The sequence below is a fragment of the Methylobacterium sp. J-070 genome, from assembly GCF_022829385.1.
Taxonomy (GTDB): Bacteria; Pseudomonadota; Alphaproteobacteria; order Rhizobiales; family Beijerinckiaceae; genus Methylobacterium.
In genome coordinates, this window is the sequence record NZ_JAKSXX010000046.1 from 1 (window position 1) to 19,459 (window position 19,459).

A 19,459-nucleotide genomic window follows, 5' to 3' on the forward strand; every position below is an offset into this window, starting at 1 on the left:
CGCAGGACGTCTCGGCCACGGTGGCCCGGGTGCGGGCGGCGGCGGGGGAGACCGGCAGCGCCGCCGCCCAGCTGCTCGACGCCGCCGCCGCGCTCGCCACGCAGTCGCTCACCGTCAAGCAGGACATCGACGGCTTCCTGCTCGACATCCAGGCCGCCTGACGGGGCGGCCCGGCGGCCTCCGGCCCGGCGGCCGCCGTCAGGCCGGGAGCAGGTGCAGCAGGCCGCCGACCAGGCCGAGCGCGCCGAAGCCGATCAGCCCGGCGGCGATGTAGAGGCGCATCCGGCTTCCCTCGGCCGCCGGGGAGCGGACCTCTTCAGACACGTCAAACCAGTCCATCGGATCAACATCGGGTCGCAGGGGGGTGCGTGCCGCTTAGGCGGTCCCCGTGACGGCCGGATGACCGTATGCCGCCTCTACGGCTTCACCAGCAGCACGTTCACCGCCTTGGCGAGCACGTGGACGGTGTCGCCCTCCTGGAGACCCAGCGCCTCCAGCGAGTCGCGGGTCATCACCGAGGCCATGCGGTAGGCGGTGCCGATCAGCTCGACCTCGACCTGGGCCATCACATCCCCGCGTTTGATCGCCGTCACCGTAGCGGGGATATCGTTGCGCGCGCCGTGCTTCATGGATCGATCCTCCTCGCGCCACCGTCGCGGCCGCCCTGGCCTAACGCGGCGCCGGCATCCGGGTCCAACGCGGCGGGGCGGCCACCGGATCGTCTCAGGGGCGCGGTCCGGGAATCGCCGCGGGCGCCAGGATGCGCCGACGGAACCGGATGCCGCCGGCCAGGCGCCGGCCGGGCACCTCGACCCAGCGGACGGTCAGGATCGAGAGCAGGACCGTGCAGGGGAGCAGGATCACCGCCGAGAGCAGGTGGGGGTGGGGCATCTGCCAGCCCTCGAACAGCCGGACCGCGGGCGGCTCCAGGTGATCCAGGATCGGCCGGTGGATCAGGTAGATCGAGTACGACAGGATGCCGAGCCCGTGGAGCGGGCGCGATCCCAGGATCCGGGCCGCGACGCTCGCGCCGGCCGCGAGCGCCATGATCAGCGGCACGAACAGGAGGACCAGGACCACGTCGGTGTTCGGGATCGCCAGGAGCAGGAGCGCCGCGACGGCCAGCGCGTCGCCCACGCCCCTGCGGCCGGCGAGGCGCCGGAGACGCGGGACGGTCATGAACCGCCATGCGAGCAGCCCGAAGCAGAACTCGATCCCGCAGCGCGCGAGGGGGAAGACGGTATCCCCCATGTAGAGGTCCAGCGGCCCGAAGCGGATGGTCTGCCCGGCCGCGGCGTCGGGGACGGAGGCGAGGGCGCATAACCCGGCGGCGCCGAGCACGGCGAACGCCGCGGCGCTGCGCGCGGGCCCGACGATCAGGATCGACACCAGGCCGGGAAACAGGGCGTAGGCGAAGAACTCCGTGCTGATCGACCACCCGGGTCCGTTGATGCTGTGGCCGATACCCCAGGCCTGGACGAGCAGGATGTTCGATCCGACGGTCAGCCAGGACAGGTCCGGCAGCAGGCTCTGGGGCTGCGGATCCGCGTAGGCGAGGATCAGGCAGGCCAGGCTGGTGACGATGTAGAGCGGATAGACGCGCGCGAGGCGGCGCGTCAGGAAGCGGGCGAAGGTCTCGGCCTCGACGCGGTCGTGGAAGTCCCGACCATACGTCAGGGCCATGACGTATCCGCTCAGCACGAAGAACAGATCGACCGCGAGATACCCGTGCCGGAGGACGGTGCCCGCCGGGCCCGATCCCGCGCCCAGGGCCAGATAGTGGTAGACGACCACGAAGCAGGCGGCGACACCGCGGATCCCGGTGAGGGATTTGATCTCGCGCTGCGCGTCCATCGCCGTACAGGGTCTCATCGTCCGGCGGCGACGCTAAGCGGTGCGGCGTTAAGTTTGCGTATCGGCCTCCGTCAGGCGGCGGGATCGACAGGGGCGCGGCAGCCTGCGACGCGAACTGGCCGGGCGACCTCCCGCTCGGGACGGATCGCCCCCGGGAGACCGCGGGATCCGATGGTGGGCCCGGCAGGACTCGAACCTGCAACCAGACCGTTATGAGCGGCCGGCTCTAACCATTGAGCTACGGGCCCGGGAGGCGCCGACGGATAGCCGATCCCCGGCCGCCCGTCACCCGGTTTCCGCCGCCCCGCGCCCGCCCCGGGGCCGAGGGACGGGCGCCCGGGCGGGTGCCGGCACGGGGGCGGCGTCCTTGATCCGCCAGAGGTAGCGCGCCAGGATCGACCGGTACGGCGCGAAGGCGGCCGCCACGGCGCGCGTGTCGGCGCGGCCGGTGAGCCGGCGCAGGCAGCCCACCGCCGCCACGTCGCCCGCGGGCCAGATGTCGGGATCGCGGAAGTGGAAGATGCCGACCATGTCGGCGGTCCAGGGGCCGACGCCGCGGATGCCGCACAGGATCGCCGCGCGCTCGGGGTGCGGCAGCCCGGCGAGGCCGGGGCCGAGCAGGCCCGCCGCCTCGGCGGCGACGATCGCGCCGAGGGCGCGGACCTTCGCGCCCGAGACGCCGCAGGCCCGCAGCCGGTCCGCGTCGCCGGTCTCGAACAGGCCGCGCGGGCTGGAGCCGTCCGCCGCGGCCGCGGCCTCGATCCGCGCCCAGATCGCCGCGGCGGCCCGGGTGGAGAGCTGCTGGTTGACCACCTCGACGAACAGCCGGTCGGCGACGTGCGTGTGCACCGGCGGCGCCACGGCGATCGGCCCCGCCTGGACGAGGGCGTCCCGCAGGGCCGGGTGCGCGCCGGCCGCGTCCAGGAGATGCGCGTGGATCTCGGGATCGATCATCGCCAGAGCCCCGGGGCCGCCGGAGGCCGCCGGGCCCGTCCCGATACGGGGCTGCCGGCTCTCGGATCGGCCCGTCGCGGTTCAAAAGCCGGGCGCCGCGTCCCGGTTCCGATGTCCGGGACGATGCGCGCGTGCGGCGCGGTCCGGAGTCAGGATGCCGCGCGGCCTTGCTCCGGACGCGGGCCGGACCACCTCGCTCCGGAACCGCGCGGCCTGCCGCGTCGGTATCGCGAGGGTGTGATCTCGGGCGCGGGTCTCGGCGGCATGGCGATCTTCTTCACCGCGGACACCCATTTCGGCGACCCGCACATCCTCCGCCACCGCCGGGCCCGGTTCGGCGACGTCGCGGCCCATGACGAGGCGCTCGTCGCCGGCTGGAACGCCGTCGTCGGCCCGGAGGACGTCGTCTGGCACCTCGGCGACTTCGCCGCGCATGCGAGCCGCGCCCATTGCGCGGCGATCTTCGCCCGGCTGAACGGCGCGAAGCGCCTCGTCCGGGGCAACCACGATTCGAACCGCGTGCTGGACCTGCCCTGGGCTGAGGCGCCTGTGGAGACCGCCCGCCTCTCGGTCCCGGATGCGGGCGGCCGGGCGCACCGCCTGTTCCTGGCGCACTACGCGCACCGGGCCTGGCCGGGCCTGTGGCGGGAGACGCGCCACCTCTACGGGCACAGCCACGGCTGGCTCCCCGACACCACCCGCTCCTGCGACGTCGGCGTCGACGCCTGGGGCGACCGCCCGATCCCGCTCGACGCCATCCTGGCGCGCCAGGATGCGGCCACCCTCGCCCCGGAGGAACTCGCCGCGCACGGCCTGCGCTAGCAGACCTGCGCCGGCGGGCCACGCGTCACACGTTGCCAGCCCCGGGATCGCGGGCATGCCGGGGCCCCGGGGCGGTCCGACGCCTCGTCGGCTCGGAGCGTCGGCGGGTTCTGCCGCGGGACGCCGCCGCTAGCCCGGCCTCCTGCGGCCGTCCGGCGCGGGCGCCCTATGTGACCGTCCGGGAAGTCCGCGGGAGGCCGTACCGCCATGACCGACACGTCGTCTGTGCCGCCCGGATGGGCCGAGGCCGCGGCGCGCGCCGGGACCGAACTCGGTCTCGGGACCGCCTTCGCGGTGATGGATCCGGAGGCCTGGGAGCAGGTCTGCCGCCGGGCCGGGGCGATCCTCGCCGGACAGGGGCAGACCCCGCCGCCCGGCTGGGAGCGCGCCCTGGCCCGGGCTTCGGGCCGCGCCGATCCGGACGGCGATGCCCTGGCCCGGGACGAGGCCGACACCGTCCTGGCCGAGAAGGGCGAGGTGTTCGCGCCCGAGGATGATGCCTGAGCGCGGCGCGGCCGGGCCGGGTGGTTGCCGCGGCGCGGGTGACGGCCGATGTAAGGGGCATGTCCCAACCCGAACGCCAGCGCGCCGCCCCGAGACCCGATGCCCGAGCCACCGGCGGTGGCGCCGCCATCCCCCTGCGGGTGATGCCCGTCGCGAGCGGCCCGGTTCTCGACGGGCCGACGCGCCAGCGCCTCGGCCGCCAATTGCGGGCGCTGTACGATCCGGTGATCGACGAGGCGCTGGATCCGCGGCTGGCGGAGCTGCTGCGGCAGCTCGACGCGGACCGGACGAGCGGCGCTCCGACCTGAGGGGCCTTCGCCCCCGCATCCGGCCGAGCGAGGGCCGGACGGGAGCTCCCGCCGGTGGATCGGGGGGATGTCACACCGACGGGAGCCGAGCCGAGCCGACGGATCGACCCAACCCGCTTCATGTCGCCCAAGCGCGAGCCCGGGCGCTTTCACCTACATCAAATTTCCCGCCGAATACCGCAGTCGAAATGCGGAATTCTGGTGATGGGCCATCAAATCTGCTTGGGTCGGCCGCGGATCCGGGCCTGTCCGACCTCCCGGCCGATCCGGTCCGGGCGGCTTGACCGCGCGTCGGTTCAGGCCGTGGCGCTGGTCACCGACAGCATCACGCCGTCGTTGCCGATCTCGGACCCGCTGTAGCCGAGCATGCGCGCCAGCTGCTCGCGGGCGCGCCAGACGCGGCTCTTCACGGTGCCGATCCGGCAGTTCATCACGGCCGCCGCCTCCTCGTAGCTCAGGTTCTCGATCGCCACGAGGACGAGCGCCTCCCGCATCACGGGGGCGAGCCGGTCGAGGGCGGCGCGCACGTCCTGGAGGTCGAGGTGACCGCCCTGCTCGGGCACGCTGGTGAGCCGCTCGGCGTGGTTGCCGTCGGTGTCGGCGACCTCGCGGCCGTGCTTGCGGTGCTGGCTGTAGAACACGTTGCGCAGGATCGTGAACAGCCACGCCTCCAGGTTGGTGCCGGGGGTGAAGCCCCCGCGCCCGCGCCAGCCGCGCAGCAGCGTATCCTGCACGAGGTCGTCGGCCGCCGCCGGGTCGCGGGTCAGCGACACGGCGAAGCGATGCAGCGCCGGCACCACCTCCAGGAGGCCGGCCCGGAACGCCGCGTCCCGGCCGCCCTCGGCCCGCGTGAGAGCGGCGTCGAGGCGCGCCAGCAGGTCGGCGAAGCGCGTCGCGGCGGTGCCGGGCGCCGGGTCGATCTGCTCGTAGACGCGGCCGAGCAGGGTGCCGAGATGGGCCCGCACCGCCTTTGGCAGGCCGTGCCGGGAATCGGCGCCCGGATCCTCTGCGAGGTCCGCGACGGGTTCGAGGAGAGAGAGGCCTTCGGTGTCGGGCATTCAGGTCCGGTCGTCGGCGCGCGGGCCGTTCGCACCCGCGCACCGTTTGTGGGCCGCCCGGGGCGGCAATGCCGCAACATGGGTTAGCGCTGCGCCCGAACCGGGCTCGGCCGCGGGGGCCGGGCCCCGCCGGATCGCCGCGACTTGCTGCAACTTTACAGCGAACCGTTGCGGGCGCCGCGGCGTTCCCATGCCGATCGCGGCCATCCGGCCGCGTCTGCCTGCCACGTTCTGCGCGCAGACCGCTGAACGGCCGTCCGTCTGCCTTCCGCTCCGCGCCGAGGTCCACCGATGCCAGCCCCCGATCCAGTCCGAACCGAGCCAGCCGGTCCGCAGGGACAGGCTTCGACGGTCTGGACGCTGGCCCTCGCCACCGCGCTGATCGGCCTTGTCGCCCTCCCCCGCCGGCCGGGCCGGCCGGCCCCGCGATCGTCCGAGCCGGCGTCCGACCGGGATGGGGCGCGCCGTCCCTCGCCCTCGCACGTCGGCGGCGAGGCCCAGGCCGTCGCCCGGACCCAGGCCGATCGTGGGCGGCGCGCGTCGACACCCGCCGAGATCCCCGCCAAGGGCTGGAAGGACATCGCGCTGCGCGCCTATCACGACATCGGCGAGAACCGCCTGTCGCTGATCGCGGCCGGCGTCACCTTCTTCACGCTCTTGGCGATCTTCCCCGCGGTGGCGGCCCTGGTCTCCTGCTACGGCCTCGTGGCCGACGCCTCGACCATCAACGCGCAGCTCACCAGCCTCCAGGGCCTCCTGCCGCAGGGGGCGCTCGAGATCGTCGGCGACCAGGTCAAGCGGCTGAACGAGCAGGGCAACACCACGCTCGGCTTCAGCCTGCTGCTCGGCATCGCCCTGTCGGTGTGGAGCGCCAACGGGGGCGTGAAGCACGTCTTCGACGCGCTCAACCTCGTCTACAACGAGCGCGAGACGCGCAACGTCTTCGTGCTCAACCTCGTCTCCCTGGCCTTCACCGCGGGGGCGCTGCTGTTCCTGATCCTGGCGCTGGGCGCGGTCGTGGTGCTGCCGGTGGTGCTCGCCTACGTCGGCCTCGGCACGGATGCGTGGTGGCTGACGCTGCTGCGCTGGCCGGCCCTGCTCGTGGCGGTGCTGCTCGGTCTCGCGCTGCTCTACCGCTACGGCCCGAGCCGGGACGCGCCGCGCTGGCGCTGGGTCACGCCCGGGGGCGCCCTGGCGGCCGTGCTGTGGCTCGTCGCGTCGCTGCTGTTCTCCTGGTACGTCGCCCATTTCGGCAGCTACAACAAGACCTACGGCTCGCTCGGCGCGGCGATCGGCTTCATGACCTGGATCTGGCTGTCGACCATGATCGTGCTGACCGGCGCCCAGCTGAACGCCGAGATGGAGCACCAGACCGCCGAGGACACGACCGTCGGCGAGCCGAAGCCGCTGGGCACGCGCCGGGCGCGCATGGCCGACACGGTCGGCGCCGCCGCGCAATAGCCGGATCGCGCGTCGCGCGGCGCCGGCCCGCGCGTCGCCCCCGGTCCGGCTTCGGGATCGTCGCCCGGTCGGCAGGCGGGGCAGGATCCCGTGCCCGCGGCTGCCCCGAGGGTCGCCCCTCTCGGGCGCGGGGCGACCGACCCCCGGGCCTGATCGGGAGCGGGTCGGAGTGGGGGACGAGGCGGGTCGGGCTGCAGCACGCCCGCGTGGCGCCGACAGGACGCGCGCCGTCCATTCCTGCGCGCGATCAAGCAACCGCGGGCCGCGACGCGGACCCGGAGACCATCCGGAGCGCCTCGAACCCGCGCGAACGCTTCGATCGGACAACTTAACACAGGTTGGCGCGCGTTTTCCCGGTCTGGGCACAAGCCGATCAAGCACATCCGGATTTCGATGCTCGAAAGATCGCTGGTCCTTGGCTAATACAAATATCTGTGCATCACTACTTCATGGAAAATGCTGGCCGTGGCGTCCTGCGGACGAAGACCGGCGAAGAGGCCGCGCCGCGTCCGCATCCGGCCCGGACCGCATGTTCCCCGATGGTCCCGGGGCGGGCCGCATGAGACGACCCGGCTCGCACGGCGTCGGCGCGGCCGCGCTTTGACCGGAGGCGGACGTGGATAACCCGTTCGTGCGCAAGATGGAGCGGCATGTCCGGCTCGGGCCCGAGGACCGCGCGACGCTGGACGGCCTCGCGCGCCAGCACGTCCGCCACGTGGCGGCCCGCCAGGACATCGAGGGCCAGCACAGCAACCCGTACCACGCGCATCTCATCCTCGACGGCTGGGCCTGCCGGTACAAGCAGCTGCCGGACGGGCGCCGGGCGATCGTCGCGCTGCTCCTGCCCGGCGACCTGTGCGACCCCTTCGCGTTCCGCCGGGTGCGCATCGACCATGCCATCGGGGCGCTCACCCCGGTCACCGTCGCCCGCATCACGCCGGATCAGATCGGCGACGCGATCCGCGACCGGCCGATGGTCGAGGAATGCCTGTGGCGGGAGCTGCTCGCCACCACGGCCATCCACCGCGAGTGGATCGCCAGCGTCGGCCGGCGCTCGGCGATCGAGCGGCTGGCGCATCTGTTCTGCGAGCTGCACCTGCGTCTTTCCCGGGTCGGACTCGCGGACGGCGCCACGGTGCCGATGCCGGTCACGCAGCCGGACCTCGCCGACGCCCTCGGCCAGACGAGCGTGCACATCAACCGCACCCTCAAGGAACTGCGCACCAGCGGCCTCGTCACCCTCCGCGGCCGGCTCCTGACGATCCGCGACCTGGACGGGCTGATGGAGCGGGGGCTGTTCGATCCGACCTACCTGCAGCTCGCCTGAGGGCGGCGGGCGAAACGCCGCGGCCCGGGTCGCCGCCTGGGGCGCGGCGCGAGCCTTGTCTTGGGGCCGCGCCGGCCGATCTGAGCCGGACCGCCCTTCCGGCACGGGCCGACCGAGAAACGATGCATATCCACCTCGACGCCCTCGGCGGCGTGGCCGGCGACATGTTCGCCGCCGCGCTGCTCGATGCCTTCCCCGAGCACCTGGACGGCCTGCGCGCGAGCGTGCGGGCGGTCGACGCGCGCGTCGCCTGCGCGGCGCAGGCGCACAACGACGGGATCCTGAGCGGCGCGCGCTTCGCCGTGTCGGCGCCCGGCGCGGAGCCCGGGCCGGCGCCGCACCGGCACCAACACGATCCCCACGCGCCCCACGATCACCACGCGCCCCATGATCACGGGCAGGCCCACGATCATGCCCGCCCGCACGATCACCGCACCGGCCACCGGCCCTGGTCGGAGATCCGCGCCGCGCTGGAGGCGGCCGACCTCGCGCCGGCGGTGCGGGCGCACGCGCTCGCCATCTTCGGCCACCTCGCCGACGCGGAGGCCCGGGTCCACGGCATCCCGGTCGACGCGGTGGCGTTCCACGAGGTCGGGGCCTTCGACTCGATCGCCGACATCGTGGCCGCCGCCCACCTGATCGCCGCGCTGGAGGTGCGGAGCTGGAGCGTCTCCGCCCTGCCGCTGGGATCCGGCCGGGTGCGGACCCAGCACGGCCCCCTCCCCGTCCCGGCCCCCGCCACGACCCTGCTGCTGGAAGGGTTCCCCACCCTCGACGACGGCGTGCCCGGCGAGCGCGTCACCCCCACCGGCGCGGCGATCCTGCGCCACCTCTGCGGCGACGATCCCGGGCGGACCCGCCCCCGGGGCATCCTCTCGCGCACCGGCATCGGCTTCGGCACGAAGGTGCTGCCGGGCCTGAGCAACTGCCTGCGCGCCCTCGTGCTGGAGGACGGAGCCGCGGCCCGGCCGGGCCGGCGGGACCTCGCGGTGATCGCCTTCGAGGTCGACGACCAGTCCGGCGAGGATCTCGCCATGGGGCTCGACCGGCTGCGCGCCGAGCCCGGGATGCTCGACGTCGTGCAGGCGCCGGTCGTCGGCAAGAAGGGCCGGATGATGGCCCACATCCAGGCCCTGGTGCGCCCGGAGAGCCTGGATGCGGCGATCACGGCCTGCTTCCGGGAGACCACCACGATCGGCCTGCGGTACCACCGGGTGGAGGGCGCGGTGCTCGACCGGGAGTCGCGCACGGTGGAGCACGGCGGCCGGCCGGTCCGGGTGAAGGTCGTGGACCGGCCGGGGGGGCGCAGCGCCAAGGCCGAGGCCGACGATGCCCGCGACCATGCGGGCCACGCCGTCCGGGCGCAGGTGCGCCGGGAGGCGGAGCGCCTCGCCCTTCAGCAGCGGCCGGACCAGCGGCCGGAGGAGGAGCGGTGACGCGCCAGATTCTCGAATCCGTCCTGGCGGGGCTCGGCCCCGTCGCGGTGGCGGTGAGCGGCGGGGTCGACAGCCTCACGCTCGCCACCCTCGCCCACCGGCTGGCGCCGGCCGCGACCCTGGTGGTCCACGCGGTCTCGCCGGCGGTGCCCGCCGAGGCGACCGCGCGGGTCCGCGCCGAGGGGGCCCGCGAGGGCTGGACCCTGCGGGTGATCGAGGCCGGCGAGTTCGCCGACCCGGCCTACCGGGCGAACCCGGTCAACCGCTGCTTCTTCTGCAAGACCAACCTGTACGGGGCGGTCCGGCAGGTGACCGACCGCCAGATCCTGTCGGGCGCCAACCGCGACGACCTCGGCGAGTACCGCCCCGGCCTCGACGCCGCCCGGGAGCACGGCGTCCGCCACCCCTACGTGGAGGCCGGGTTCGACAAGGCGGCGGTCCGGGCCCTCGCCCGCGACCTCGGCCTCGGCGCCGTGGCGGAGCTGCCGGCGGCGCCCTGCCTGTCGAGCCGGGTCGAGACCGGTATCGCGATCGAGCCGGAGACCCTGGGTTTCATCCACGCCGTCGAGCGGCTGGTCGGCGGGGCGCTGGAGACGGGGGGCGCCATGCGGGCCGTCCGCTGCCGGGTGCGCGCCGAGGGCGTGGTGGTGGAGCTCGATCCGGCGAGCCTCGCCGCCCTCGACCCCGACAGCCGCGCCGCCCTCGGGGCCGGCATCCGGGACCTCGCGCCGCCGCGTCTCGCCGGCGGCGTCCGGTTCGCGCCCTACCGGGTCGGCAGCGCCTTCCTGGTCGATCGGCGGGGGGACCGGCCGTGAGCGTCGCGGACGAGTTCACCCTGGACTTCGCCCGGCCCGAGCGGATCGGGCTGGAGGAGGCGATCTTCTGCGCCGGCAAGTCGCCCGAGCAGATCGACGCGATCCTGGAGGCCGCGCAGGCCCGGGGCGCCTCGCTCCTCCTCACCCGCCTGGATCCGGAGAAGCGCGACCGGCTCCGCGAGGCCGCGCGGCTCGACTATTGCCCGGTCTCGCGCACGGCGGTGTTCGGCGCGGCGCCCCGGATCGCGGGTCCGGCCCGGGTCGCCGTGGTGGCGGCCGGCACCTCGGACGTCCCCGTCGCCCGCGAGGCCCTGCGGACGCTCGCCTATGCCGGCCGGGCCGCGACGCTGTTCGCCGATGTCGGCGTCGCCGGCCTGTGGCGGCTGACCACGCGGCTCGACGAGATCCGGGCCCATCCGGTGGTGATCGTCGCCGCCGGCATGGACGCGGCGCTGCCGAGCGTGGTGGGCGGCCTCGTGGCCGGCGCGGTGATCGCGGTGCCGACCTCGGTGGGCTACGGCGTCGCCGCGGGCGGGCGTGCGGCCCTCGACGCCGTGCTGGCGAGCTGCGCGCCGGGCATCGCGGTGGTCAACATCGACAACGGCTACGGCGCCGCCTGCGCCGCCCTGCGCCTGCTCCACGCGGCAGGACGCCTCGCCGAGGCGCGCGAACGATGAGCCGGCGCCAACCGTTACCCACCCCGACCTTCTCGAACGGAGTCAGCCGATGGAACGCCGCAGCTTCCTTCAGGGGGCCGCGCTCGGCGCAGGCCTTGCGGGATCGAGCCTCGCGGGTGCCGGCAGCGCGGGTGCGGCCGTGAACGCCCCCGCCAACGCCAGCCCCCTGCCGAACACCCGCCCGCAGGACCCGGCCGACCTGCCCCTCGTCACCGACCCCGGCGAGCGCCGGGGCGAGATGCTCTACCGCTCGTTCGGGCGAACGTCCGAAAAAATCTCGGCCATCGGCATGGGCGGCTTCCACCTCGGCAAGAGCGCGGTGACGGACGACGAGGCGACCCGGCTGATCCACGAAGGCGTCGACCGCGGCATCACCTTCCTGGACAATTGCTGGGACTACAACGACGGCCGCTCGGAGCTGCGCATGGGCGCGGCGCTGGCGCAGGGCGGCTACCGCGACAAGGTCTTCCTGATGTCCAAGATGGACGGGCGGACCAAGGAGGAGGCGCTCAAGCAGATCGACCAGTCGCTGCTGCGCCTGCGCACAGACCGGATCGACCTCGTCCAGCACCACGAGATCCTGCGCTTCGACGACCCGGACCGGGTCTTCGCCGAGGGCGGGGCGATGGAGGGCTTCCTGGAGGCCAAGAAGGCCGGCAAGCTGCGCTATATCGGCTTCACCGGCCACAAGGACCCGCGCATCCACCTGCAGATGCTGGCGGTGGCGCAGGAGCGGGGCTTCCACTTCGATTCCTGCCAGATGCCGCTCAACGTGATGGACGCGCATTTCCGCTCGTTCGGCCATCTGGTGCTGCCGCACCTCGTGGCCGAGGGCATCGCGCCGCTCGCCATGAAGACCTTCGGCGACGGGGTGATCCTGAAGGCGGACGCCCCGATCCAGCCGATCGAGTACCTGCACTTCTCGCTGAACCTGCCGGTCTCGGTGGTGATCACCGGCATCCAGAACCAGCGCGACCTCGACCAGGCCTTCGAGGCGGTGAAGACCTTCAAGCCCATGGACAAGGCCGCCGTGGCCGAGCTGCTGGCGCGGTCCAGGCCCTACGCGCTGGAGGGCAAGTACGAGCTGTTCAAGACGAGCGCCACCTTCGACGGCACCGCCAAGAACGCCGCGTGGCTGGGCGAGGACGTGCAGGGGGTCAAGACCCTCGCGCCGACGATGGAGTAAGGGCGGGGCGGGTGCGGCTTTCCCTCCCCCGCGGAGGGGGGAGGGAGAGACGGCGCCCTCTACGCCACGTCCTCCAGCCGGATCGGCAGGCTCCGGATCCTACGCCCCGTGGCGTGGTGGACGGCGTTGGCGATGGCCGCGTTCACCCCGATGATCCCGAGCTCGCCCAGGCCCTTGAGGCCCAGCGCGTCCACTTGGTCGTCGGGGTCGTCCACCAGCAGCGCCTCCACCTCCGGCGCGTCGGCCGCGGTGGGCACGAGGTACTCGGCGAGGTCCGGGTTGCGGTAGGCGGCGCCGTCGACCACCGTCTCCTCCAGAAGCGCCGAGCCGAGGCCCCAGATCATCCCCCCCGTGAGCTGGCTCCGCGCGGTCAGCGGGTTGAGGATCCGCCCCGCCGCGAAGGCGCCGGTGAGCCGGGCCACCCGGATCTCCCCGGTCTCGGCATGGACGTGAACTTCCGCGAACTGCGCGCCGAAGCCCCAGGACAAGGCCCGGCCGCCCCCGCCGAAGGCCAGCCCGATATGGCCCCGCCGCAGGCCGGCCAGGGCCGTCTCCCGGTCGCCGCCCACGGGGACGAACTCGGCCAGCGTCTCGACGCCCGCTGGGCCGACCGCCTCGGCGAGGGCGATCCTGGTCCCGTCCGGGGCCGCGAGCCGTCCGCCTGCGAGGCGCAGGGTGCCCGGATCCCGTCCGGCGAGGCGGCCGCCCGGCCCGGTCGCGGCCCGCGCCAGCGCATCGCGGATCTGTCCGCAGCCCAGCGCCAGGGCGCTCATCAGGCTGGTGGTCGTGCTCGATCCGCCGGAGATGCCGGCCGCCGGCAGGGCGGTGTCGCCGAGCCGGACCGTCACCCGCTCCACCGGCACCCCGAGCCCGTCGGCCGTGCCGAGCGCCAGAAGCGTCGTGATGCCGTTGCCGATCTCGTGGTGCGCGCAGGACACCTCCGCGGCGCCGTCCGGGCCGAGCCGGACCCGCATCGTCGCGGCGGCGATCTTGGCCGGCCGCACCGAGGTCGCGCAGCCCAGGCCCACCCGCCAGGGTCCGTCACGCACTGTTGCGTCGCGCATCGAACCCGGGCGCGGCACCCGGCGCGACCAGCCGAAGGCCCGCGCCCCCGCGTCGAAGCAGGCCATCAGCGGCCGGGTCGAGAACGGTTTTCCCGAGACCGGATCGACCGCCGTGTCGTTGAGCCGGCGCAGGGCGATCGGGTCCATGGTCAGCGCGACGGCCATCTCGTCGACGGCGCTCTCCAGGGCGAACAGGAACGGCACCTCCGGGGGCGCCCGCATCGGCCCCGGCGTGTTGCGGTCGACGCGCACGGCCCGCTCCTCGGTCCGGATGTTCGGGCAGGCATAGAGGCTCGCCGAGACCTCGGCGCCCTCCATGACGAAGGGGTCGAACCGCGACGTCACGGTCTCGGCCTCGTGCACCAGGGCGGTGAACCGGCCCGTCCGGTCGGCGCCGAGCCGGAGGCGGTGGCGCGATTCCGGCCGGTAATTGGCGATGGTGAAGCCCTGCCGCCGGCTCGGCACCAGGGAGACCGGCCGGCCGAGGCGCTTGGCCGCCAGGGCGACCAGCGCCGTGTGCTGCGACAGCGCGAATTTCGAGCCGAAATGGCCGCCGATCAGGCCGGCCACCACCCGCACCCTGTCGGGATCCAGGCCGAGCTGGGCCGCGAGGCCGTGCTGCACGGCGCCGACGTAGCGGGTCGGCTCGTGCACGGTGAGCCTGTCGCCGTCCCAGGCCGCCCGGGTGGTGAACAGCTCGATCGGGTTGTGGTGCTGGACCGGGGTCTCGTACTGCGCGTCGACCCGCACGGCAGCCTCCCGCAGCCCGGCCTCGGCGTCGCCCCGGGCGATGTCCTCGTGCTGGGGCTTGAGAACGGCGAGCCCCACGGTCTCGGCGCCCGGGGCGTCGAAGCCCCCGGCGGCGGGCTCGGACGCGTAGGAGACCCGGACCGCGCCGGCCGCGGCCTCGGCGGCCTCCCGGGTCTCGGCCACCACCAGCGCGACGATCTGGCCGGCATACGCGACCGCGTCGGAATCGAGCGGCCGGTGCGCGCTGTTGGCGTAGCCGCCGGCCATCAGGTGCTTCACCGGCGCCACCGCCCCCGCGAAGTCGCGGTGGGTGAAGATCCCCAGAAGGCCTGGCACCCGCCCGGCGGCGGCGAGGTCGAACCCGGTGATCCGGCCGCGGGCGATGGCGCTGGTCACCAGGGCGGCATGGGCCGTGTCCCTGTCGGGACCGGTCAGGTCGGAGCTGTAGAGGGCCCGGCCGGTGACCTTGTCGGGGCCCTCGACCCGGGTGTGGGGCCGGCCGAGACGGCCGTCGGTGTCCTGTGCGCCCGCGTCCATGCCGCCCTCCCCGTCCGCGGCCGTCCGGGCCGCCTCGCACGGAGGGAATTGCCGAGGGGACGGTTCGGCTCCCCGGATGGGCGATGGGGCGACAGGATGCAGCGGGGGCTGCCCTACCCGTCGTGCCGGCCCGTCTTCACGGCCTCGGCCAGGATCGCGTTCACCCGGGTCTGCCAACCCCGGCCCGTCGCCTTGAAGGCGTCCACCGTGGCGGAATCGAGCCGGATCGTCACCGGCACCTTCGGGCTGGGGGCGGCGGGGCGTCCCGCCCTGCGGACGGAGGAGACGGCGGCGAATTCCTCCGCGGTCAGGACGGCACGCGCCGGGCGCATCTCCCGCAACTCGGCCTCCGTGAGGACGGGGGCGTCCGGATCGGTCACGGGCGGCTTGCGAGCCATAGCGCGCGTTCCTTGCGGTGAGCGGGGCGGAGGGAGATCCCGCGGAAGCCGTCCGCGGTCGGCGTAAAGACCAGCATGGCGGTGCGGTGGCCGATCAGGCCGATCGCCTGGAAGCGGCGCTCCGGCTAGGGAAATCGGCTGTCCTGTCGGACCAGGGCCGTGTCGAAATCGAACCCCCTCGGCCATCTCGAAGGGCATGCCGCGCGCTGCGGCGTTCCTGCGGCTCTTCGCCGGGTCGAAGGTGATCGGCACGGAAGCCTTGTAGGCGCTCTCCGGGCGACCCGCAATAAATGTACGTACGAAAATACGAGGCTTCGCACGGCCGGCCGCGACGGCGTCCACCGTCGCGGCCGGGATCGGCTCAGTTCAGGACCTTCCCGTCCGGGCCGACCTTGACCTTCTGGTCCTTGTCGGCGCCGGCCACCTTGATCTCGTACTGGACCGCGGAGCCGTCCTTCTCGACCTCGGCCTCGTAGGCCTTGCCGCCGCCGGCCTTCTGCTCGGCGATGGCGAGCGCGTCCTTCAGGGAGGTCTTGGCGTTCTGGAAATCGGAGGCCTTCAGCCGGGTGAAGTAGCGCTCGATCGGCTGGTTCTCGGTCTTGTACAGCGCGCCCGTGTCGGCGTTGATGCCGTATTCCACGAGCTTGCCGCTCGGGTAGACGACCTTGATCGCGTAATGGGCCGGGTCCTTGCTGCCGGCCTTCTCGAAATCGGCGTCGATGGCGCGGCCGCCCTTCTCGTCGCCCTGGGCCTCCGCGGTGGTGAGCGCCTGGGCGAGGCCGACCTTGGCGACCTTGGCGACCTGCCATTCCTTCATGCTGCTGTCCGCCTTGCTGGCCGGCTCGGCGGGCGTCGTCGTGGCGGTCTGGGCGAGGGCCAGGCTCGCGGAGAAGGCCAGCAGGCCGGCCGCGGCGGTGAGACGGGTGATCATGGCGGGCTATCCCTTTGCGGGTTCGTTCACGGGAGCGTGAAACGCCGGACCCGGACGACGGTTGCCGGCCGCAGGGGAAAACCCGCCGCCCCCGCCGCCCGTCCGGCGAGACGACCGGCCGCCCCGTCTGTATGAGAGGCCGACCCACCCGCGACGGAGCAGGCCATGACCGCGAACGAGCCCGAGCCGCTGGACGAGTTCACGCGCCTGCACGCCAAGCTGTCCGCGCTCGAGATCGTGCTCGGCGTCCTGATCGGGCGGCTGTCCGAGGAGAACCCGGAGATCCGCGAGGACGTGAAGCGCGACGTGGCGGCGATCCTCGCCGACATGCCGATCGACGGGCCGAGCGAGGAGATGATCGCCGCCGAGGTGCGCCGGGCCGCCGAGGTCCTGACCAGCGTGTCGATCGGCTGACGCGCCCTCAGCGGGGCGGCATCCGCAGCGCCCCGTCGAGCCGGATCGTCTCGCCGTTGAGCATCGGGTTCTCGCAGATGTGCCGGACGAGGTCGGCGTATTCGGACGGGCGGCCGAGCCGCGGCGGGAACGGCACGGAACGGCCCAGCGCGTCCTGCACGTCCTGCGGCATCGCCGCCATCATGGGCGTCTCGAAGATACCCGGCGCGACGGTGACGACCCGGATGCCGTGCCGGGCGAGTTCCCGGGCGATCGGCAGGGTCATGGAGACGACCCCGCCCTTCGAGGCCGCGTAGGCGGCCTGCCCGATCTGCCCGTCGAACGCGGCGATCGAGGCGGTGTTGACGATCACGCCCCGGGCCCCCGCCGCGTCCGGCGACTCCCGGGCGATCGCCTCGGCCGCCAGCCGGATCATGTTGAAGGTGCCCACGAGGTTGACCGAGACCGCCCGCGCGAAGGTCTCGAGCCGGTGCGGACCGTCGCGGCCGACCACCTTCTCGCCCGGGGCGATCCCGGCGCAGTTCACGAGCCCGTGCAGGTGCCCGAACGCCTCGAGGGCCGTCGCGATCGCCGCCTGCCCGTCCGCCTCGCACGTGACGTCGGTCGCCACGAAGCGCGCCCGGGCGCCGAGATCCGCCGCGACCCGGGTGCCGGCCTCCCGGGCGATGTCGGCCACGACCACCCGGGCGCCCGCCGTGACGAGGCCGCGCGCCGCCGCCTCCCCGAGGCCGGATCCCGCGCCGGTGACGATGTAGACGCGATCCCTGATCATCCTGGTTCCCCGTCCGGCCGGGCGGACGACGGCGCGTCCCGATCCCGGCCCGCCACGTAGCGCGGGACCGGGAAGGCTGGAAGCCGCCCCCGCCCGGCGCGATCCGATCCGGCGCCCTCGCCCTTGACGTGTGAATTTTTCCCACATAATGATCGTCGCCAGGGTTCAAAGCCGCGGAGGGTCGTTCCCCGTCCCGCCGATGCTTCGCTACCGCACCGGAACGACGGTCCGCCGCCGATGACCGGTCGAGGCCGCGCGTTCGCGCGTCCGACCTCCACGACATCCGTCGCCCGCCCGATCCCGGCCCTCCGGGAGCGGTCGATCCCCCACGTCCGATGGGACCGCCATGTGCGCCTTCTGGATCGAGACCGCCGCGCGGCGCTGGCGGCACGGGCGCATCGTCGGGCGGCGCCTCGCGGAGCGGCGCCCCGGGATCCGCGCGGCGCTGCGCGTCGCCGGGCCGGACAGCGTGCTGCTGGCGGGCAATTCCCACGCGGAGTTCCTCGGGACGCCGGATTTCGGCGGCCGGCCCTGCATCAACCTCGCCGTCGGCGGCAGCCTCGCGGCCGATTGCGCCCGCCATCTCGCGGGGTTTCGGGTTCCGGTCCGCTGCGCGGCGTCCGTGCTGATCATCGGCACCAACGACATCCAGCGCTGGCGGCATCCGGAGCGGCAACGGGCCGTCGACCGGTTCGAGGCCGATGCCCGGCGCATCCTGCGGATCCTGGAGGATCGCTCGGCGCAGGTCTTCGTCAGCGCGCTCCCGCCGATCGGCGCCCGGGCGACGGGACGGGATCCGGCCGCCGTCGCGGCCTTCTCGGAACGCCTCGCGGGACTCTGCGCCGAGCGGGGCCACCGCTACGTCGACCCGTTCGCCGCGTGGCGCGACGGCGCCGGGGGGCTCGCCGGCCCGGGTCTCCACCGGGACGGCGTGCATCTGGCCGACTACGCGCCCCTGGCCGCGGCCATCGTCCGACTGGTGGCGCTCGACGCGGAGCCGGGGGCCCGCCCGCCGCGCCGGCCGCCCGCCCCGCGCCCGGCGGAGCCCTTGCGGGTTCTGCGCGCCGCCTGGATCGGCCGCCGGTGAGGATCCGCGCGCCCCTGGCCGTCCGCCCGGAGCCGCGCCTCGGGCGGCCCCTCCCCCTGCGCACCTGGCCGACGGACGCGACGCTCTGGCTCGACGAGAACGGCGCCCGATGCCCCCGGGCGGCGCGGCACGCCCTCGCGGCCCTGGCGACCCTGGAACCGGGCGGCCGGTATGCCGCCCGGGCGGTGGGCGCCGGCACGATCGTGACCGGGCCGGCCAGCGCCCTGGCGCTGCGCGACCGGGAGGCCGAGATCGGGTTCGTCTTCCATCTCACGCCCTACGGGTACGGCGAGGAGGCTTTCTGAGGGAGCGCCCGATCAGGAGGGGCTCGTGCACAGCAGCGTCGGCGCGCAGACCGTCCGGAAGCCGGTGCGGGCACAGAGCGCCGCGAGGGCGGCGCCCGCCGGGCGATGCAGGAAGACCTGACAGAAGACCTGGCCCGCCCCGCGCGCCTGCGCCGCGCGCAGGGCCGCGATCGTCACCGCGGTGCCGAGGCCCCGGCGCTGCCGGTCGGCCCGGGTGCCGACGTTGTAGAGCGCGGCCGTGTCGCCGCGCAGGTAGAGGCTCCCGCAGGCCGCCGGGCCGGTGGCGTCGCGCAGGACGAGGTGGAATGCCGTGACACCGGTCCGGCCCCGCGCCCCCCGCAGGGCCGGCAGGTAGGTGCGCCGCAGGTGCGTCCGCACGGCCGGGTCGTCCGACAGGTTGGCGAAGACGCCCTCGAAGTCCGGACCCGGCGCGGGCGCGGCCCGCACGGTGATCGCGACGTCCGGCCGGGACGGTGCCGGCAGCGGCCGCGCCACCATCCAGCGCACCGGGTCGAGGATCGCGGGCTCGAACAAGCCCCGCAGCAGCGCGACCTCCGCGGCATCCCGGGCCAGGAAGGCGGGCGCCCGGGCGCGCCCCAGCGCCGCCGCCCCCGCCCAGGCGAACTGGTCGGGCCGCCGCACCCCGTAGGCGAAGTTCAGGGTCGGGTCCGGGATGCCCCGCGACCAGACGTAGCCCGCACCGCCGGGTCCGTGCGCGACGCCGTCGATCAGGGAGCCGGTCAGCGCCGCCACGTGGAGGTCGCGCAGGGTCTCGAAGGCCCGGTCGGGGTTCCGCATG

General features: G+C 74.3%; 22 protein-coding genes and 1 tRNA gene. 12 read left to right on the forward strand and 11 right to left on the reverse strand.

All coding sequences use genetic code 11. From position 1 onward, the window contains the following. Window positions 1-198 precede the first annotated feature (198 nt). The 5 genes from MKL01_RS35600 to MKL01_RS02470 form a co-directional block, all read right to left on the reverse strand. Window positions 199-324 (reverse strand): hypothetical protein, encoded by a 126-nt coding sequence (locus MKL01_RS35600; RefSeq protein WP_279604365.1) that lies wholly within the window; start codon window positions 322-324, stop codon window positions 199-201. Window positions 325-416: 92 nt separating this feature from the next. Beyond that, on the reverse strand, window positions 417-629 hold the full coding sequence (locus tag MKL01_RS02455; protein ID WP_243903649.1) for a molybdopterin-binding protein: 213 nt from the start codon (window positions 627-629) through the stop codon (window positions 417-419). A 94-nt stretch (window positions 630-723) separates the two neighbouring features. Beyond that, window positions 724-1,854: an acyltransferase family protein gene (locus tag MKL01_RS02460; protein WP_243903650.1), complete on the reverse strand. Its 1,131-nt coding sequence runs from the start codon at window positions 1,852-1,854 to the stop codon at window positions 724-726. 172 nt (window positions 1,855-2,026) lie between these two features. Continuing rightward, window positions 2,027-2,102, reverse strand: a tRNA-Ile gene (locus MKL01_RS02465). 37 nt (window positions 2,103-2,139) lie between these two features. Beyond that, a complete protein-coding gene (locus MKL01_RS02470) occupies window positions 2,140-2,808 on the reverse strand; it encodes a DNA-3-methyladenine glycosylase 2 family protein (RefSeq protein ID WP_243903651.1) in 669 nt (222 codons plus the stop codon). 264 nt (window positions 2,809-3,072) lie between these two features. On the opposite strand from MKL01_RS02470, the gene MKL01_RS02475 reads away from it, so the two are divergent. The 3 genes from MKL01_RS02475 (at window position 3,073) to MKL01_RS02485 (ending at window position 4,442) form a co-directional block, all read left to right on the forward strand. Continuing rightward, window positions 3,073-3,630 (forward strand): metallophosphoesterase, encoded by a 558-nt coding sequence (locus tag MKL01_RS02475; RefSeq protein WP_243903692.1) that lies wholly within the window; start codon window positions 3,073-3,075, stop codon window positions 3,628-3,630. 207 nt (window positions 3,631-3,837) lie between these two features. Then, window positions 3,838-4,134 carry a hypothetical protein gene (locus MKL01_RS02480; protein WP_243903652.1) on the forward strand — a complete coding sequence of 99 codons (297 nt, stop codon included), beginning with the start codon at window positions 3,838-3,840 and terminating at the stop codon, window positions 4,132-4,134. Window positions 4,135-4,193: 59 nt separating this feature from the next. Continuing rightward, window positions 4,194-4,442, forward strand: a complete 249-nt coding sequence (locus MKL01_RS02485; RefSeq protein WP_243903653.1) for a NepR family anti-sigma factor — start codon at window positions 4,194-4,196, stop codon at window positions 4,440-4,442. Window positions 4,443-4,738: 296 nt separating this feature from the next. On the opposite strand, the gene MKL01_RS02490 is transcribed toward MKL01_RS02485, so the two are convergent. Further along, window positions 4,739-5,500, reverse strand: coding sequence for a sigma-70 family RNA polymerase sigma factor (locus MKL01_RS02490; RefSeq protein WP_243903654.1), 762 nt, complete (start codon window positions 5,498-5,500; stop codon window positions 4,739-4,741). Window positions 5,501-5,791: 291 nt separating this feature from the next. On the opposite strand from MKL01_RS02490, the gene MKL01_RS02495 reads away from it, so the two are divergent. The 6 genes from MKL01_RS02495 to MKL01_RS02520 all read left to right on the forward strand — a co-directional run bounded on the left by MKL01_RS02495 (window position 5,792) and on the right by MKL01_RS02520 (window position 12,402). Next, window positions 5,792-6,961, forward strand: a complete 1,170-nt coding sequence (locus MKL01_RS02495; RefSeq protein WP_243903655.1) for a YihY/virulence factor BrkB family protein — start codon at window positions 5,792-5,794, stop codon at window positions 6,959-6,961. Between the two features lie 616 nt (window positions 6,962-7,577). Next, window positions 7,578-8,288 carry a Crp/Fnr family transcriptional regulator gene (locus MKL01_RS02500; RefSeq protein WP_243903656.1) on the forward strand — a complete coding sequence of 237 codons (711 nt, stop codon included), beginning with the start codon at window positions 7,578-7,580 and terminating at the stop codon, window positions 8,286-8,288. A 122-nt stretch (window positions 8,289-8,410) separates the two neighbouring features. Next, window positions 8,411-9,724 (forward strand): LarC family nickel insertion protein, encoded by a 1,314-nt coding sequence (locus MKL01_RS02505; protein WP_243903657.1) that lies wholly within the window; start codon window positions 8,411-8,413, stop codon window positions 9,722-9,724. Beyond that, on the forward strand, window positions 9,721-10,539 hold the full coding sequence (locus tag MKL01_RS02510) for an adenine nucleotide alpha hydrolase (protein ID WP_243903658.1): 819 nt from the start codon (window positions 9,721-9,723) through the stop codon (window positions 10,537-10,539). The genes MKL01_RS02505 and MKL01_RS02510 overlap by 4 nt, the downstream gene beginning before the upstream one ends. Continuing rightward, window positions 10,536-11,216: a nickel pincer cofactor biosynthesis protein LarB gene (gene larB / locus MKL01_RS02515; protein WP_243903659.1), complete on the forward strand. Its 681-nt coding sequence runs from the start codon at window positions 10,536-10,538 to the stop codon at window positions 11,214-11,216. The genes MKL01_RS02510 and larB overlap by 4 nt, the downstream gene beginning before the upstream one ends. 49 nt (window positions 11,217-11,265) lie before the next feature. After that, window positions 11,266-12,402 (forward strand): aldo/keto reductase, encoded by a 1,137-nt coding sequence (locus MKL01_RS02520; RefSeq protein ID WP_243903660.1) that lies wholly within the window; start codon window positions 11,266-11,268, stop codon window positions 12,400-12,402. Window positions 12,403-12,461: 59 nt separating this feature from the next. Here MKL01_RS02520 and MKL01_RS02525 read toward each other — a convergent pair whose 3' ends face one another. From MKL01_RS02525 to MKL01_RS02535, 3 genes are all read right to left on the reverse strand, one after another. Beyond that, entirely contained in the window at window positions 12,462-14,753 is a 2,292-nt protein-coding gene (locus MKL01_RS02525) for a xanthine dehydrogenase family protein molybdopterin-binding subunit (RefSeq protein WP_243903661.1), read from the reverse strand. A gap of 113 nt (window positions 14,754-14,866) precedes the next feature. After that, the gene (locus MKL01_RS02530; protein ID WP_243903662.1) at window positions 14,867-15,151 is read right to left on the reverse strand and encodes a BrnA antitoxin family protein; all 285 of its coding nucleotides are present in this window, start codon (window positions 15,149-15,151) and stop codon (window positions 14,867-14,869) included. Window positions 15,152-15,512: 361 nt separating this feature from the next. After that, window positions 15,513-16,082: a PepSY domain-containing protein gene (locus tag MKL01_RS02535; protein ID WP_243903663.1), complete on the reverse strand. Its 570-nt coding sequence runs from the start codon at window positions 16,080-16,082 to the stop codon at window positions 15,513-15,515. Between the two features lie 165 nt (window positions 16,083-16,247). Here MKL01_RS02535 and MKL01_RS02540 point away from each other — a divergent pair, with 165 nt between their 5' ends. Further along, window positions 16,248-16,496 carry a hypothetical protein gene (locus MKL01_RS02540; RefSeq protein WP_243903664.1) on the forward strand — a complete coding sequence of 83 codons (249 nt, stop codon included), beginning with the start codon at window positions 16,248-16,250 and terminating at the stop codon, window positions 16,494-16,496. 7 nt (window positions 16,497-16,503) lie between these two features. Here MKL01_RS02540 and MKL01_RS02545 read toward each other — a convergent pair whose 3' ends face one another. Then, on the reverse strand, window positions 16,504-17,268 hold the full coding sequence (locus MKL01_RS02545) for a 3-hydroxyacyl-CoA dehydrogenase (protein WP_243903665.1): 765 nt from the start codon (window positions 17,266-17,268) through the stop codon (window positions 16,504-16,506). 346 nt (window positions 17,269-17,614) lie between these two features. Here MKL01_RS02545 and MKL01_RS02550 point away from each other — a divergent pair, with 346 nt between their 5' ends. Beyond that, complete coding sequence (locus MKL01_RS02550; RefSeq protein WP_243903666.1) at window positions 17,615-18,355, forward strand: SGNH/GDSL hydrolase family protein; 741 nt, start codon at window positions 17,615-17,617, stop codon at window positions 18,353-18,355. Next, on the forward strand, window positions 18,352-18,660 hold the full coding sequence (locus MKL01_RS02555; RefSeq protein ID WP_243903667.1) for a hypothetical protein: 309 nt from the start codon (window positions 18,352-18,354) through the stop codon (window positions 18,658-18,660). Before MKL01_RS02550 ends, MKL01_RS02555 begins: the two co-directional genes overlap by 4 nt. 12 nt (window positions 18,661-18,672) lie before the next feature. On the opposite strand, the gene MKL01_RS02560 is transcribed toward MKL01_RS02555, so the two are convergent. Next, window positions 18,673-19,458 carry a GNAT family N-acetyltransferase gene (locus MKL01_RS02560; protein ID WP_243903668.1) on the reverse strand — a complete coding sequence of 262 codons (786 nt, stop codon included), beginning with the start codon at window positions 19,456-19,458 and terminating at the stop codon, window positions 18,673-18,675. Window position 19,459: the final 1 nt, after the last annotated feature.